The 15,506-nt window shown below is 70.3% G+C and carries 12 protein-coding genes; 9 read left to right on the top strand and 3 right to left on the bottom strand.

Going from position 1 to position 15,506, the window contains the following annotated elements:
• Positions 1-7 precede the first annotated feature (7 nt).
• Together G6O69_RS12610 and G6O69_RS12605 are read right to left on the bottom strand one after the other, a co-directional pair.
• Entirely contained in the window at positions 8-1,735 is a 1,728-nt protein-coding gene (locus G6O69_RS12610; RefSeq protein WP_172303755.1) for a thiamine pyrophosphate-binding protein, read from the bottom strand.
• A gap of 278 nt (positions 1,736-2,013) precedes the next feature.
• Positions 2,014-2,304 carry a hypothetical protein gene (locus tag G6O69_RS12605; protein ID WP_172303754.1) on the bottom strand — a complete coding sequence of 97 codons (291 nt, stop codon included), beginning with the start codon at positions 2,302-2,304 and terminating at the stop codon, positions 2,014-2,016.
• A gap of 1,277 nt (positions 2,305-3,581) precedes the next feature.
• On the opposite strand from G6O69_RS12605, the gene G6O69_RS12600 reads away from it, so the two are divergent.
• The 9 genes from G6O69_RS12600 (at position 3,582) to G6O69_RS12560 (ending at position 14,854) form a co-directional block, all read left to right on the top strand.
• Complete coding sequence (locus G6O69_RS12600; RefSeq protein WP_176396797.1) at positions 3,582-5,189, top strand: hypothetical protein; 1,608 nt, start codon at positions 3,582-3,584, stop codon at positions 5,187-5,189.
• 121 nt (positions 5,190-5,310) lie between these two features.
• Positions 5,311-6,450 carry a penicillin-binding transpeptidase domain-containing protein gene (locus G6O69_RS12595; RefSeq protein ID WP_172303752.1) on the top strand — a complete coding sequence of 380 codons (1,140 nt, stop codon included), beginning with the start codon at positions 5,311-5,313 and terminating at the stop codon, positions 6,448-6,450.
• A 380-nt stretch (positions 6,451-6,830) separates the two neighbouring features.
• Positions 6,831-7,667: a hypothetical protein gene (locus G6O69_RS12590; RefSeq protein WP_172303751.1), complete on the top strand. Its 837-nt coding sequence runs from the start codon at positions 6,831-6,833 to the stop codon at positions 7,665-7,667.
• Positions 7,668-7,716: 49 nt separating this feature from the next.
• Positions 7,717-8,793 (top strand): hypothetical protein, encoded by a 1,077-nt coding sequence (locus G6O69_RS12585; RefSeq protein WP_172303750.1) that lies wholly within the window; start codon positions 7,717-7,719, stop codon positions 8,791-8,793.
• Positions 8,790-9,770, top strand: coding sequence for a hypothetical protein (locus G6O69_RS12580; RefSeq protein WP_172303749.1), 981 nt, complete (start codon positions 8,790-8,792; stop codon positions 9,768-9,770). The genes G6O69_RS12585 and G6O69_RS12580 overlap by 4 nt, the downstream gene beginning before the upstream one ends.
• A 147-nt stretch (positions 9,771-9,917) precedes the next feature.
• The gene (gene gdhA / locus G6O69_RS12575; protein WP_172303748.1) at positions 9,918-11,255 is read left to right on the top strand and encodes an NADP-specific glutamate dehydrogenase; all 1,338 of its coding nucleotides are present in this window, start codon (positions 9,918-9,920) and stop codon (positions 11,253-11,255) included.
• Positions 11,256-11,280: 25 nt separating this feature from the next.
• Positions 11,281-12,513 carry an acyl-CoA dehydrogenase family protein gene (locus G6O69_RS12570; protein ID WP_172303747.1) on the top strand — a complete coding sequence of 411 codons (1,233 nt, stop codon included), beginning with the start codon at positions 11,281-11,283 and terminating at the stop codon, positions 12,511-12,513.
• Positions 12,510-13,631, top strand: coding sequence for a phosphotransferase (locus tag G6O69_RS12565; protein ID WP_172303746.1), 1,122 nt, complete (start codon positions 12,510-12,512; stop codon positions 13,629-13,631). The genes G6O69_RS12570 and G6O69_RS12565 overlap by 4 nt, the downstream gene beginning before the upstream one ends.
• Before the next feature lie 119 nt (positions 13,632-13,750).
• On the top strand, positions 13,751-14,854 hold the full coding sequence (locus tag G6O69_RS12560; protein WP_172303745.1) for a vWA domain-containing protein: 1,104 nt from the start codon (positions 13,751-13,753) through the stop codon (positions 14,852-14,854).
• A gap of 23 nt (positions 14,855-14,877) precedes the next feature.
• On the opposite strand, the gene G6O69_RS12555 is transcribed toward G6O69_RS12560, so the two are convergent.
• Positions 14,878-15,504, bottom strand: a complete 627-nt coding sequence (locus G6O69_RS12555) for a hypothetical protein (protein ID WP_172303744.1) — start codon at positions 15,502-15,504, stop codon at positions 14,878-14,880.
• Positions 15,505-15,506: the final 2 nt, after the last annotated feature.

Here is a 15,506-nt window from a genome sequence, read left to right as displayed (position 1 = left end):
TGCCCGCTCAGTCTTCGCCGCCAAGCACGTCGACGCGGGGGTTGACCGGCTTGATGTTCGGGTTGATGGGCACGTCGAGGAGCAGCGGCTGCCCGCGGTGAGCCTCGATCGCGTCGCGGACCTGGGTGAGGCTCTCGATGCGCACCGCCGCCAGGCCCATGGCCCGCGCGTAGTTGACGAAGTCGATGTTGGGGCTCTGGAAGTCGGGCGAGGCCCGACCGTAGAGCGCCTGGAAGCCGTCCTCGACCATGCCCCAGCGGCGGTCGTCGAACACCACGGTGATCAGCGGGATCTGGTAGCGCGCCAACGTCGACAGCTCGCTGCCGGACATCAGCAGGCCGCCGTCGCCGATCATGCACACGACCTGGCGAAGGTAGCCGTAGGCCAGCTGCATGCCGATCGCCGTGCCCAGCCCCGAGCCCATGCCGCCCAGGCCCTGGGACACCCAAAAGCCCTCGGGCTGATCGATCGCCAGGTTCTGCGCGGTGAACAACATGTGGTTGCCGATGTCGCAGCTGAACACCGCGTCGGGACCGATGATGTCCTGGACCAGGGGGGCGATCAGCCGCGGATCATGGGGCGCGCGGCTGTCCGTGCGGACCTCGATCTCGGGCACGCGGCTGCGGTACTCGCGAACCATGCGGTCGCGGTGCAGCAAGGTCTGCGGCGGCAAGGTGGGCAGCAGCTCCTGGATCAGCTGGACGCTCAGGCCGAGGTCGGCGCACATCGCCACGTCCGGCGCGTAGGCCCGCCCGAGGCGCTCGGGGTCGTGGTCGAGCTGGATGAGGATGCCGTTGTCGGGGCGCAGGACCTCGGCGTAGCCGGCCGTCGAGGTGTCGTCGAAGCGACAGCCGATCGTCAGCATGAGGTCGACGGGCTCGGCCAGGTAGGCGTGCGCGCAGCCGCGGGCGCCCACCCCGAACACGCCGAGCGCCAGGGGGTGGCTCTCGGGGAACACCCCCTTGCCCTCGAGGTCGGTGAACACCGGGATGCGCATCGACTCGGCGATCTCGAGGATCAGCTGGCCGATGCCCGCCCGCTTGGCGCCGACGCCCAGCATGATCGCCGGGCGCGAGGCGTTGGCGAGCATGCTCGCGATCCGCCGGCAGGTGGCGCGGTCCGGGTCGAGGCCGCGGGTGATCATCGCCGGCATCCGAGCCGGCTGCGTCATCACCTGGGTGAGGTTGACCGGCAAGCTGACGAAGGCCGTGCCGAAGGGCGCCTGGTTGACGGCGGCGAGCGCCTGGTCGATGACCAGCGGCGCCCGCTCGGGGCGCAGCGCGAGCTCGGCGAACTTGGTGATCGGCCGGACCATGGACATCAGGTCGAGACCCGCCGCGCTGCCGTCTTGCAGCGGCGCGCGACCGAAGTTGCGGATGTCGGTCTCGCCCGAGAGGATCAACACCGGGAGCTCGTCACCGCAGGCGGCGGCCAGGCCCGTGAGCGCGTTGAGAGCTCCGGGGCCCGAGGTCACGGCGACCACCGCGGGGCCGCCCGTCGCCCGGGCGTAGCCGGCCGCGGCGTAGACCGCCATGGTCTCGTGCTGGCAGGAGACGAGCTCGATGCCTGCGCCGAAGAGCGCGTCGTAGACAGGAGAGATCGTGCCACCGGGGATCCCGAACACGCGGTCGATCTTGTGACGCAGCAGCACCTCGGCGATCTGGTCGGCGATCCGCCGCTCTCGCTGGGCCGGCATCGGTTGGTGGCCGAGCTTGTGAATGGAGTTGAGGCTCATTGGTCTGCTCCACCAAGGTGGTCGATGTCGGGGCTCGAGCTGGCGCCCACAATGGGCGCAAACGATTGAAGTAGCTCTACAAGCATTCGATCCACGTCACCGTCTATCAGGGAGGTTATCTCTTTTGCCGCCAAAAGACCAGCACTGCCCTTCCGCGTGCGAAAAAAACCGACAATGCTCTCCGGTCACATTTAGCGTGTGGGGCGGAGTGAGCACGAGTGAGCCTATGCTCATACCTCGCGAATCAAATGACCAAAAACGCACCATGTTTTTTAGACTCACCAAAACCCTCCGCCGGGTAGAAACCATCGCCCCCCAGCGCGCGGTGAGCCGCTCGCGTCGAGCTTCACGTCGAAGCGCCCAGTCATCCCAAGCTCGCCGCGCCCCGTCCTCGGACCTGCGCCGCGCGGCCCGAGCAGCCGCGGCCCGAGCAGTCGCGGCGTGACCGCGACGCCCATCATGTCGAGGCCGAGCTCGAGCTCGAGCCCTCGTCGCGCCATGCACTCGGTCGCCTCGAACATCCCCATGATCGTAGCCGCGTCGTCCAAGAGTTCGGTCAGGTAGATCACCAACTGGGTGATAAAAACGACGCGCTGTCGCGATCATCGATCGTCCTGGCTCGGCACGGAGGATAGGTTCGCTATCGCCCCGGTGGGTCCAGTCTCCACGGACAGCTCGCCCCACGCGAGGTCGATGACCAAGCGCGTGAGCGTTACTCACGTTGCTCACATTGCTCGATCGATGCTCGTTCCAAGTGTCCATCCGCTTCGGAAACGCGATCGGCCCATCCCCAAAGACGGCTCGCAGCAGCCCCTGAAGTGCCCGTGAGGGGGCGAAACAGCCACCTGCTCGATCGCAGCACCTCCACGTCGACGCGCCCTCGGGCCGTCCTCGGACACCCTGGCACGCGAGAGCATGTCGCTCAAGCGAGACCACCCTCCGCTCGCGAACGCGTCCACGCCGCGGCATCTGTCGGTACTCCAGCAGCCTCGCGCGCGCAGCTCGGTGAGCGTCGAGGCCCGCGTGCTTCGGTCCTCGCTCGTCGGACACACACCACAGGGCGGGGTCGTGCGCTGCGATCCCCTCGACGCGCGCGCCACGAAGCGTCGACACCGCGTCGACGAGGCTCGAGCCCGGCGCTTCGCCCAGCGATCGTTCCACACCAAAGACGCCCGAAGCTCGGCCAAGCAGATCCCCCTCCCGAGGCAGTGTAGGCAACCCGCGAAGTTGCCGCAGATGCACACTCACTCGACGACACATCCGCGGAGACTCTCGCCTTGCCAGGACATCTTCGTGCCGCTCGCGAAGCCGCAGCTGCGGCGACGACGTGCGCTGCTTCGGCAGTCCATAGCACTTTGGCTCGGGCGACATGCGTGCGATTGAAGTTGCAAGTACGAAGCCGACTCGAACCCCTTCGTATTCTCGACTGTGCATTTTAACCTGCGATCGAAGCGCACCCTCGACTCACTGCACCACCATCGCTTCGTGACAGCTCCCAGAGGCCACGCAGGTCGCTGCGCTTGGGCCGACCATAGCCACGAAAGCGCCGAGAATGGGGAGAACTCGTCCTCGAGTCGGGGGCCGGCCTCGCTCGCTTCGTCCGGGGAAAAATGCCCCGGGGGCCCATTCTGAATCGGCTCAACTAGCTACACCTGGCGATTCGAGTTCGCGAAGCGTAGGCCAATGGAGCCTGCTCACTCGCACTACAAATGGGTAGATCCATCAGGGGTCCGCAGAACACGCCTCAACAAAATTTTTGGCCAGAGGAGATCTCCCCGACACGCGCCTTCCCCGGACCTGCCGAAAACGTGCGCTGGTCACGGCGACATGGTAGCGACCGGCAAAGGTGTCGGCGCCAGATCCAGCTCCTGCGGCGGCTCCAGCCGCTGCGCTCGACGAGGGCGCGACGCCGACCGGCGGTGCGAAAACCGCATCGTCTCCGCGCTGGTTTCGCAGCCCTCACCTGTGGGTCTCGACGACCTACTTTGGCGAGGGCTTCCCCTACACGGTTGTCACCAGCATGGCCGAGATCCTGTTCAAGGAGCTCGGCGCGTCCTTGCAGGTCATCGGGCTGACCTCGCTGCTGCACCTGCCCTGGAACTTCAAGTTCCTCTGGGGTCCCTTTCTCGACAGTCACGAGAGCAAGCGCCGCTGGCTGCTCGCTTGCGAGCTGGCGATCGTCGCGGTGCTGGCGACCATCGCCCTGTCGCTGACCTGGGCCGGCAACAACTTGATGCCCCTGGCCGCGGGCTTCCTCGTGCTCGCGCTGCTCTCGGCGACCCACGACATCGCGATCGACGGCTACTACCTCGAGGCCCTCGACGACGCCGAGCAGTCGCGCTTCGTGGGCTACCGGGCGGCCGCCTACCGCCTGGCGATGCTCGCCGTCGGCGGCCCGCTGCTCGCAATCTGTGCGCGCCTGGGCTGGACCACGGGGCTGCTGCTCACGGCCGCGGTCATGGCCGCGCTCGCCCTCGCCCACGCCTTCATCCTGCCCAAGGTCGAGGCCCGCGGCCGGCCGTGGTTCGCCCTCGCCCGCGGCCTGCTCGGCTGGCGGGCCCTGACCTGCCTCGTGCTCGCGGCCTCGCTCGTCGCCCTCGAGGCGCTGTGGGATGTGGGCTCGAAGCTGCGCCTCGCCCTCGAGCCCCTGGCGACTTCGCTGCCCTGGCTCGCCCAGCTCGGCGTCGGCGCCTGGGCGGGGATCATCTTGCTCGTCGCGCTGCTGGCCTTGCTGACCTGGCTCCCCCGCCTGCGCCGGCGCCTCGACGCGGCCCGCGAGCGCGGTGAGCTCTCGGACTATGCCCACAGCTTCGTCAGCTTCCTGGATCAGCCCAAGATCGGCGTGACGATCGCCTTCGTGCTGCTCTTTCGCACCGGCGAGTCCTTCTTGCAGAAGATGCGCTGGCCGTTCTTCTCGGACATCGTCCACCTGCCCCTCGAGGTCTATGGGATCGCCAGCGGGACCATCGGCGTGCTGGCGTCCTTCGCCGCGACGATCATCGGCGGCCGGCTGATCGCCCGCGACGGCCTGCGTCGGTGGATCTGGCCGTTCGTCCTCGCCCAAAACGTGCTCAACTTGCTCTACATGGGCGTGGCCATGCTGCCCGATCCCACGGTCCTCGCCGGGGCCGGGGCCGTGGCCAGCGATCCGAGCAGCTGGCTGGCCTGGGCGCCGCTGACCGTGATCATCGCCTGCGAGCACGCCGGGGCCGGCCTGGGCACGGCGGTGTTCATGGTCTACCTGATGCGGACCTGCGCCCCAGGCCACCGCGCGGGGCACATGGCCATCGTCACGGCGCTGATGAGCGTGGGCTTCACCCTCGCCGGGGTGCTCAGCGGCTACCTGGCCGCGGCCATGGGCTTTGCGACCTACTTTGGCTTCACCTTCCTGGCGACCTTGCCGAGCATGGCCCTCGTCTTCTTCATCCCGCACCTCGACGGGCGCGAGCCCTGAGAGTCTGTGAATCTTTCCCCCACGACGCCATGCACACCTCTGGACCCCGATCCCGGTGTCCCGAAGCCTCGAAATACACCCCGGGGGAATGACCCGAGCGAGCCGCACGTCGCGGCAGCCCATGCGCCCCCACCTCCTCGCCTCCTCGCGGCTCGCGGTCTCCACCGCCCTGCTCGTCCTGATCGCCTCCTCCGGCGCCTGTGCGGACGCGCCGGACCCCGCGTCCGTGTCCCGCACCTCCGCGCCCACATCCTCCGCGCCCACACCCTCCGCGCCCACACCCTCCGCAGATGGAGCACCGGGCGCCGCGGACCCGCGCGCAGGCGCGGACCAGCCCATCGCCCCGCCTCCCGACGGCCGCGAGGCCCAGGCTTGGCGCGCCGAGCAGCCGACCTTGCCCGAGATGCTGTTCATGGCTGGGGCGGCCAAGCAGACGCTCGAGGCGCTCGAGATCAGCGGCTCGGCCGTGCTCCTCGACGCGCGCACCGGCGAGCGCATCGTCCAGGTCGACCACGAGGCCAAAGCGCCCCTGCCCACCCAGCCCTGGTCCCCCGGGTCCTCGATCAAGCCGCTGCTCGTCGCCAACGCCCTGCGCCTGGGCGCGATCCAGGACGATCTCCGCGTCGCTTGCGACGGCCACTACGAGGTCGATGGCCAGGTCATGAGCTGCTTTTCGAGCCACGGCGAGCTCGACCTCGCCGGCGCCCTCGCAACCTCCTGTAACGAATACGCCTACGAGGTCGCCCGCCTCCTGGGGGCGCCGGCGCTGCTTCGCTCCTTGCAGGGCTTCGGCTTTGGCCAGGACTCCGGCAGCTTGCCCGCGCCTCCTGGCCCGGATGACGCGGACGTCTGGGCCGTGACCGAGGGCGTCGGGCACGGCGAGCTGCGCGTCACGCCGGCGCAGCTCGCCACGGCCTACGCCGACCACCTCGCGCCACCAGGTGATCCCGCTCGCGAGGCCGTCGTCGCGGGGATGATCGCGGCGGTCGAAGACGAGCGCGGCACGGCCACGGCCGCCGCGGTCCCGGGCTTGCGCGTCGCTGCCAAGACCGGCACCACCGAGGGCAGCACCGAGGGCCTCTACGACTCCTGGCTCGTGGCCATGGCCCCCGCCGAGCGCCCCGACGTCGTGCTCGTGGTCTTCGTCCACGACGGCCCGGTGGCCTCACAAATCGCCGCGCCGGCGGCCGGCCAGATCCTCGCGGCATGGAGCGAGCGCCAGGCCGCGCTGACCGATCAGGCCGCGACTCAGAGTCTGTGAATTTTTCCTGCACGTCGTCAGGTGCGTCGCTGGGCCCCGAGGCCTAGGAGCCCGTGGTGGAACCCAGCGCGGCTCCTGGCGCCGGGTTTTTCGTCGAGGGCGCGAAGCCAAAACGCCGCTGTACCGGGCGTACTGCAAGTTTTGGCGACAAAGCCCTCGGCGAAAAGACCAAGCCAGGTGTCGTGTTGGGTTTCACCACGGGCTCCTAGGACCGGAGCCGAAGGCATACCGGGTGTATTTCGAGGCTTCGGGACACCGGCATCGGGGTCCAGCGGCGTGCATGCCGTCGTGGGGGGAAAGATTCATAGACTCTCAATGAAGGACACGGCCGAGAGCGAACTCGCGCCCGCGCCTGCTCGCCCTGCGTTACTCTCGCTGCGATGACGACCTTCGGCCCGATCTTCGAACTGGTCGACGCGACTGGAGGCGGCGCCTGTCGGCTGCGCCCCGACGGCGGCATCGAGGCGATCTCACCGGGCTTCGCGGCGCTGTGCGCCGCCTCGGGCGAGGTCACGGGTCGCCAGGCCAGCGAGCTGCTCGCCGAGCTCCCGGCCCTCGACAGCCTCGGCCCGCGGGTCAGCGCCGACGCCGAGGTGTTCCGCGCCGTGGGCAGCGACGGCGTCGGGCGAGAGCTCAGCGCCGCGCGCATCGAAGACCCCGAGGGGGCCTGGCTGGTGCTCGTTGACCGCAGCGGCGAGGCCCGGCTGCGCCGCACTCGAGACCGCCTGGGGCGACAGATCGACGACCTCAAGGCCGAGCTCGCCGCCCGCGAGCGCGCGCCTCGACGCGCCCAGGTCCGCTCGATGGTCGACCTCGCCCGGCGCCTCGACGAGGCCCTCGCGCGGGCGCGGCGCTATCAACATCCGGTCTCGGTGATCGCCATCGCCGTCGACCTCGGCCAGCTCCCCGACCCCCAGCTGTCCACGAAGATCGGCGAGACGATCCTCGCCAGCATCCGCGGCGTCGACGACCTCGGCCGCGTCGACGCCGGCCACTGGGTCTTGCTCCTCCCGCACACGCCCCTGGCCGGCGCCGAGGTCGTTGGCAAGCGCATCCAAGAGCGCCTCGCCGCGCTGCAGGTCCAGGCGCCCGGGCTCGGCGTTGCCCAGGCGGGCCGCGAGGAGGCCGGGAGCGCCGTGGTCGAGCGCGCGGATCAGGCCTGCAGCCAGGCCCGCGAAGGCGGCGGCGGCATGCTCCTCGCCGTCGCTCTCGTCTGAGTCGAGCCTATTTCTCGGCAGCCGCGCGGTCCTGTAAGATGCGGCGGCCTTGCTCGCCCCCGCGCTCATCGCCGCGTTGCTCTTCGCGCCGCCCCAGGCGAGCCCAGCACCGCCCGAGCCATCGACGCCCGCCTCCGAGGACGCCTCCCCCAGCGAGGGCGGCGAGCCCAGCGAGCCCAGCGACCAATATAGTGGTGAGTTCGGCCCGCTCGCGGCCGACCCCGACGCGCCCGAGGACCCCGACGCGCCCGCCCCTGGTGAGGCGAGCCAGGACGCCCCCACGAGCGCGGCCGGCTACGGCGAGCTCGCCCCCCTGCAGAACTACGGCCAGGGAGGCGTCGACGCCCCGCCGCCCAAGCCCATCGAGGCGGCCCCCGGCGTCGAGCTGCGCCGGTCCAAGAAGAAGGAGCAGGGCTTCCAGGAGCCCGAGGACTTCGGGCCGTTCTTCGAGCCCAAGCCCGTCAGCGAGGTCGAGTTCCCCGGCTACGGCGGCCCCCTCGACCGCGAGGAGAAGCCCTTCGCGTCCGTGGCCGGCGGGCTGTTTTGCTTCGTCGAAGACAGCCGCTGCGGGGCCTCGCTGATCGCCGACGTCGACGTCGGCGTCGGCATCAACATGATCACCAGCTCCCGCGGCCTCGACGTGCCCTACACCCAGCTGCGCTTTCGCGGCGGGCTGGTCGTGCGCCCCCTGTCCCTGGCCCGGCGGGTCTGGCACCCCTGGGGCGTGGGCGTGGTCGGCAGCTACTCCATCGCCTCGCCCTCGATCACCGCGACCACCCAAGACCCCAGCGATCCCTTCGTGGGCATCTCGGAGACCGGCCCGATCACCGCCGCCCGCGTCGCCATCGTCAACCAGCTGTGGCTGTCCCAGCGCCGCAACGCCCTGCACCTCGACTTCAGCATCGGCGGGGTCAACAGCTCGGTGCTCAACGCCTCCGGGCGCTACTGGGGCTCCCACGCCGAGCTCGGCGTGGGCCTTGGAGGCTGGGGCGGGCTGTTCTTCGCCGGCGACTTCCTCGACCAGGACACGCGCCTGGTCCTGGGCATGCGCGGCCACGGGATCTTCAGCGTGCCGATGGTCGCGCTGATCCTCCTCGGCCTGGTCGCGGGAGGGGTGGCCCTGTGAACCTCTTGTCGAGTGCCTGGTTGGGCCTGTGGCTCGCCTGGGCGCCGCCCGAGCAGCCCCCTGATGACGCTGGCGATGCTGGCGACACTGGCGACACCAGCGACGCTGGCGACACCAGCGACGCTGGCGACGCCAGCGACGAGCTCACAGCCGACCCCCAGCCCGCCACGCTCAGCAACGCCAAAGCCGAGGACATCGCCGCCGCACGAGCCGGGCGAGCGGCCGACGCAGCCCCAGCCCCCGCCGGGCCGCCCTACTACAGCGCCGAGGACATGGCCAAGCTGCGCGCCCGCTACGACCTCCAGGTCGAGGCCGAGCTGCCCGAGCCCATCCTCGAGCCCGCCAAGCCGCGCTGGCGCTGCCTGATCCCGGATCCGCGCTGTGGCTTCGGCGTCGAGCTGCTCGCGACCTCGGCCTACGCCTACCGCCTGCGCCAGGGCGACATCAGCGTCGACGGTGCCTACTCCGACTGGCACTCCTTCCGCGTCAGCTACGAGCTGTGGATCAACTTCCCGGCCCACGTCGAGACCCGCGGCCGCTATAAGTTCACGCGCCTGACCCTGGGCCCCAAGGTCGCCGTGGTCGCCGGCGACAACCAGGATCTGTGGGGCAACTTCGGCATCGCCGGGCGCTACTGGTTCGGCCGCGGCGAGTGGGCGCCGGCCTTCGAGTTCAGCTCGGCGCTGAGCTTCAAGCTGACCGAGGAGGGCCCCGAGGACGCGACGATCCGCCCCGAGCGCTCGCCGATCGGCGTGAGCGTGGACTTTGGGCTCAACGTCGGCGGCTGGGGGGCGATCATCGTCGGCGGCCAGTACGACGCCCCCCTGGCCCGCGAGGACCTGCCCGAGCGCTACCGCAGCGCCTCCGCCGGCCAGATCTTCGTGGGCTTCCGCGGCAACATATTGTGGGGCTTCCCGGCCGCGGCGGCGCTGACGACCCACGCCGTGGGCCTGCGCAGCCTGCCGAATCAACCCTGAGCCCGCCCCCTCACCCGGGCACCCACGCCGCGGGCTCGCGCACGCCACGGCTCGCGCAGCGCCGTGCAATTCGACCTGCGCCCGGCGATGTCACCGCCCAGCGGGGGATCGCGGGCGAGCCTCGCATGCAGCGGCATACTCTCGGCAATGAACGAGGCGGACTTCATCGAGCGCGTGCGCGCGCGCAACCCCAACGAGCCCGAGTACCTGCAAGCCGTCGAGGAGGTCGTGGCCTCGCTGTGGCCGTTCTTGCAGGACGAGGGCCGGCGCTACCTCGACGCCGGCGTGCTCGAGCGCCTGACCGAGGGCGACCGCGCGATCAGCTTCCGCGTGGCCTGGATCGACGACCAAGGCGAGGTCCAGACCAACCGCGGCTACCGGATCCAGTGGTGCGGCGTGCTCGGACCTTATAAGGGCGGGCTGCGCTTTCACCCCTCGGTGAACTTCGCAATCTCGAAGTTCCTCGCCTTCGAGCAGACCTTCAAGAACGCCCTGACCACCCTGCCCCTCGGCGGCGCCAAGGGGGGCGCGGACTTCGACCCCAAGGGCAAGAGCGACGAAGAGGTGATGCGTTTTTGCCAGTCCTTCATGACCGAGCTGTCCCGCTACATCGGCCCCGACGTCGACGTGCCCGCCGGTGACATCGGCGTCGGCGGGCGGGAGATCGGCTACCTCTTCGGTCAATATCGACGGATGACGGGGCGCTTCGAGGGCGCGCTCACAGGCAAGGGGGTCGGCTGGGGCGGCAGCGAGATCCGCACCGAGGCCACGGGCTACGGGGCGATCTTCTTCGCCCAGGAGATGTTCGCGGCCCGCGACGAGGGCCTCGAGGGCAAGACCGTGGGTATCTCGGGCGCCGGCAACGTCGCCCAGTACGCCGCCGAAAAAGCGATCGCCCTCGGGGCCAAGGTCGTGACCATGTCGGACTCCTCGGGCTTCATCCACGACCCCGCCGGCATCGACCGCGACAAGCTCGAGTGGATCAAGGCGCTCAAGAACGATCGCCGCGGACGGATCCGCGAGTACGCCGAGCAATTCGACGCCGAGTACCATGAAGGCAAAAAGCCGTGGTCCGTGGCCATGGACCTCGCGCTGCCCTGCGCCACGCAAAACGAGCTCGGGCGCGAGGACGCCGAGGCGCTGGTCAAAAACGAGTGCGCCGCGATTGTCGAGGGCGCGAACATGCCGTGCACGGCCGCGGCCGCCAAGCTGATCCGCGAGCGCGGCCTGCTCTACGCGCCGGGCAAGGCCGCCAACGCCGGCGGGGTCGCGACCTCGGGCCTCGAGATGACCCAAAACAGCCAGCGCATGTACTGGGGGCGCGAGCGGGTCGAGGACGAGCTCCACGAGATCATGCGGGACATCCACCGGGCCTGCTGCGAGCACGGCAAGGGCGAGGACGGGCAGATCGACTATGTCCGGGGTGCCAACATCGCCGGCTTCATCCGGGTCGCCGACGCCATGATCGCCCAAGGTGCGATCTGAGGGGCGCCATGCGATAGTCCAAGTCATGGACTTCGCGATCCCAGCGCACCTCGAGCCCAAGCTGAAGGCCATCCGCGCCTTCGTCGACGAGCACGTGATCCCCGTCGAGGCCACGATGCTCGCGGGCGACGACTTCGGCCCCGCCGAGCAGGCGATGATCGAGGTCCGCCAGCACGCCAAGGCCGCGGGCCTGTGGCTGCCGCAGATGAGCGCCAAGCACGGCGGCATGGGCCTGAGCCTGCTCGAGCACGGCTTGGTCAGCGAGGCCCTCGGGCGCAGCCCCCTCGGTCACTACGCCCTCAACTGCCAGGCCCCCGACGCCGGCAACATGGAGATCCTCGCCGAGTTCGCGACCGACGAGCAGCGCGAGCGCTACCTCGACCCGCTGCTCGCCGGAACGATCCGCTCGTGCTTCGCGATGACCGAGCCCGACCGCGCCGGCAGCAACCCGGTGTGGCTGTCGACCACGGCCCGGGCCGATGGCGATGCGTTCGTGATCGACGGCCACAAGTGGTTCACGACCGGCGCCGACGGGGCCGAGTTCGCCGTGGTCATGGCCGTCACCGACCCCGACGCCTCGCCCTACCAGCGCGCGAGCATGCTCTTGGTCCCGACAAACACCCCCGGCTACGAGCTCGTCCGCAACGTGCCGATCATGGGCGAGGCCGGGAGCGGCTGGGCGAGCCACGGCGAGGTCCGCTTCGAGGGCTGCCGCGTCCCCGCCCACGCCATGCTCGGCGCCCGCGGGGCCGGCTTCGCGATCGCCCAGGCTCGCCTCGGCCCCGGTCGCATCCATCACTGCATGCGCTGGATCGGCATCTGCGAGCGCTCCTTCGAGCTGATGTGCCGGCGCGCCGCGACCCGCGAGCTCAGCCCCGGCAAGCTCCTGGGCGAGAAGCAGACGATCCAAAACTGGATCGCCGAGAGCCGCGCGGAGATCGACGCCGCCCGCCTCGCGGTGCTCCACGCGGCCTGGCGCATCGACGCCGTCGGTCAAAAGGCCGCCCGCGTCGAGGTCTCGGCCATCAAGTTCCACGTCGCCGGCGTGCTCCGCCGCGTGCTCGAGCGGGCGATCCAGACCCACGGCGCCATGGGCATCACCGAGGACACGGTGCTGAGCTTCTTCTACCGCCACGAGCGTGGCGCGCAGATCTACGACGGCCCCGACGAGGTCCACAAGACGGTTGTCGCCCGCAAGGTGCTCGAGGGCTACGGCCTCGACCCCAAGCGCCGCGCGAGCAAGGGAGCGTCGGCGTGAGCGCGACCATCGACGGCGCCAAGCCGGTGCGCGAGGGCGAGGCGCTCGACCTCGACCAGCTCGCCGCCTGGCTCGGCGTGCGCCCGGAGCTCGGCCTGCTCGGGGAGATCCGCGTCGAGCAATTTCCCAGCGGCTACTCCAACCTCACCTACCTGCTGACCATCGGCCCGCGCGAGGTCGTGCTCCGCCGCCCGCCCTTTGGCAAGACCGTGTCCTCGGGCCACGACATGAGCCGCGAGCACCGGGTGCTCTCGGCCCTCGCCCCGGTCTACCCCCTGGCCCCGGTGCCGCTGGCCTTTTGCGACGACCCCTCGGTCCTCGGCGCGCCCTTCTATCTGATGGAGCGCCGCCGCGGGGTGATCATCCGCCGCCAGCCGCCCAAGGGCATGGTCATCGACGAGCGCCGCGCTCGCCAGCTCTCGACGGCGCTGATCGACGGGCTCGCGGACCTCCACGCCATCGACTGGCGGGCCGCCGGGCTCGCGGACCTCGGCAAGCCCGAGGGCTACGCGCGCCGGCAGATCAGCGGCTGGACCCGACGCTGGCAGGGCGCGCAGACCGACCCGCTGCCGGTCATGGACGAGGTCGCCGCGTGGCTCGACGCCGAGCTCCCGGCCCAGGCCGACGCCACCGGCGACGGCGGGCCGGCGCTGATCCACAACGACTACAAGTACGACAACGTCGTGCTCGAGCTCGGCGACGCGGTCGGAGATTCGACTGGCAGCCGAGCCGCCCCCGCGCGGATCACCGCCGTGCTCGACTGGGAGATGGCGACGATCGGCAGCCCGCTGATGGACCTCGGCACGACCTTGGGCTACTGGGTCGACCGCAGCGACGACCCCCGCCTGCAGGGCGCCGCCTTTGGCCCGACCAACCTCCCAGGCAGCCTCGACCGCGCCGGGCTGGTGGAGCGCTACCGCGAGCGCAGCGGGCGCGAGGTCGCGGATCCGCACTACTACTACGTGTTCGGCCTGTTCAAGATCGCGGTGATCGGCCAGCAGATCTACGCCCGCTACCGCCAGGGCTCGACCAAGGACCCGCGCTTCGCGGCCCTCGGTCACTTCGTCTCGGTGCTCGCCGAGGTCGCGGCCGCTGCCATCGAGCGCCAGCGCCTGTGAGCCCGGCCAGCGCCCGAGCCCGCCTTCACAACCTCGCCCAAACCGTTCGGGGGGTTACTCCCGGATCCCTCGTCGCGCGGGAGGCGACCACGGCCGGGTCCACGGGTAAAATCCGATCCATGGACTTCTTCAAGCGCGACGGGCGAGCGGCCCGACCCCGCGGCCTCGCTGCGCCGTGGCTGCTGGCGTGCATGAGCGCCGCGAGCACGACCGGCTGCGCCGACCCCTGCGTCGACGACGGCCTCGGACAAAAGTACTGCCCCGAGGACGACGCGACCGACACCGGGAGCGGTGCCGACGCGGCCGAGGGCGACGAGCTCGGGACCGGCCAGGAGTCTGGAGACGACGCCGCCGAGGGCTGCCCCTCGCTCAACGTGATCTTGATCCCCCAGACACCGACCATGGTCCTGCTCGTGGATCAGTCGGGCAGCATGGACTCGGACTTCGGCAGCGGCTCGCGCTGGACCACGATCCAAGACGTGCTCGCCGGTCAAGGCGGCATCGTCCAGCAGTTCGCGGCCAGCATCCGCTTTGGCCTGACCCTCTACAGCTCCATGGACGGCAACGAAGGCGGCGAGTGCCCCATGCTCACCGAGGTCGCGCCGGCCCTCGACAACTTCACGGCGATCGAGTCGACCCTGCTCGGGGCGGCGCCGATCGACGAGACGCCCACGGGTGAGAGCCTCGGCGTCGTCGCGGATCAGCTCGCCGCCCTCGACCTCGCCGGCGGCAAGTACATCGTGCTCGCGACCGACGGCGAGCCCGACACCTGCGCCGAGCCCAACCCGCAAAACGGCCAGCAGCAGGCCGTCGACGCGGCCACGGCGGCCTACCAGCAGGGCATCGAGACCTTCGTGATCTCCGTGGGCGACGAGGTCAGCGAGGCGCACCTCCAGGACATGGCCAACGCCGGCCGCGGCGTCGCCGAGGGGGATGCCGACGCGCCCTTTTATCAGGCCCTCGACGAGGCCGCGCTGATCTCGGCCTTCGAGGAGATCGTCGCCGGCGTGCGGACCTGTCGCCTCGACCTCGACGCCTCGCTGAGCGCCGAGCAGGCCGCCGACTGCACCGTCCGCGTCAACGGAGACGAGGTCGGCCTCGACGACGCGGACGGCTGGCAGGTCAGCGGCACCCAGGAGATCGAGCTGCTCGGAGCCGCCTGCGACGCGCTCCAGCAGGACACCTCCTCGGTCCGCATGGAGTGCGCCTGCGCCGAGGGCTGAGGCCCGAGCGCCTCCCCTTCGGCTCAATGAACCAGGGCCCTGACCTCGACCAGGGTCCAGGCGTTGTAGCCGTGGTTGTGGAGGTGAAAGACCACCGGCGCCCCCGCGGAGATCGCCGCGCTCGCCTCCCACTCGAAGCGCAGGACCTGGGCCGCGCTGGGGATGTCGACCTCCTGCTCGCCGATGATCTCGCCGTCGACGAGCAGCGCGACGTGGGCCACGGCCGGCTCGGCCGCGTCGAGGGCGTCGTGCCACAGATCGACGACGACCTGATCCCCGACCTCGAGGTCGACGAGGCTGCCCTGACCCAAGGCCAGGTAGTTGCAGACCCCCGTCTGGACCTCGAGCTCGCCGTACTCCTCTCGCCACGCGCCCAGCGGGCATTCAATGGTCTCGGGGCGATGGTCCGCCAGCGGATCCGCCTCGGCGTCGAGCACCGCCCAGGCCTCGAGGTCCCCGACCTCGACCAAAGCTAGCGCCTCGACACCGCCCCCGTCATTGCCCCCGCCCTCGTCAATCCCCTCTCCATCTCCCCCTCCCCCGGGAGCACAGGCCGAGCTAGCGACCACGACCCACAGCAGGGTCGAGCCCAGCGTGGAGACCAGCGCCGAGACCGAGCTCGACCTGCGCGCGCAGCTAGCCATGGACATGC

This window comes from Pseudenhygromyxa sp. WMMC2535 (assembly GCF_011083025.2).
The sequence above is the reverse complement of the archived record's forward strand: the minus strand, read 5'-3'. Positions and strand labels throughout refer to the sequence as shown.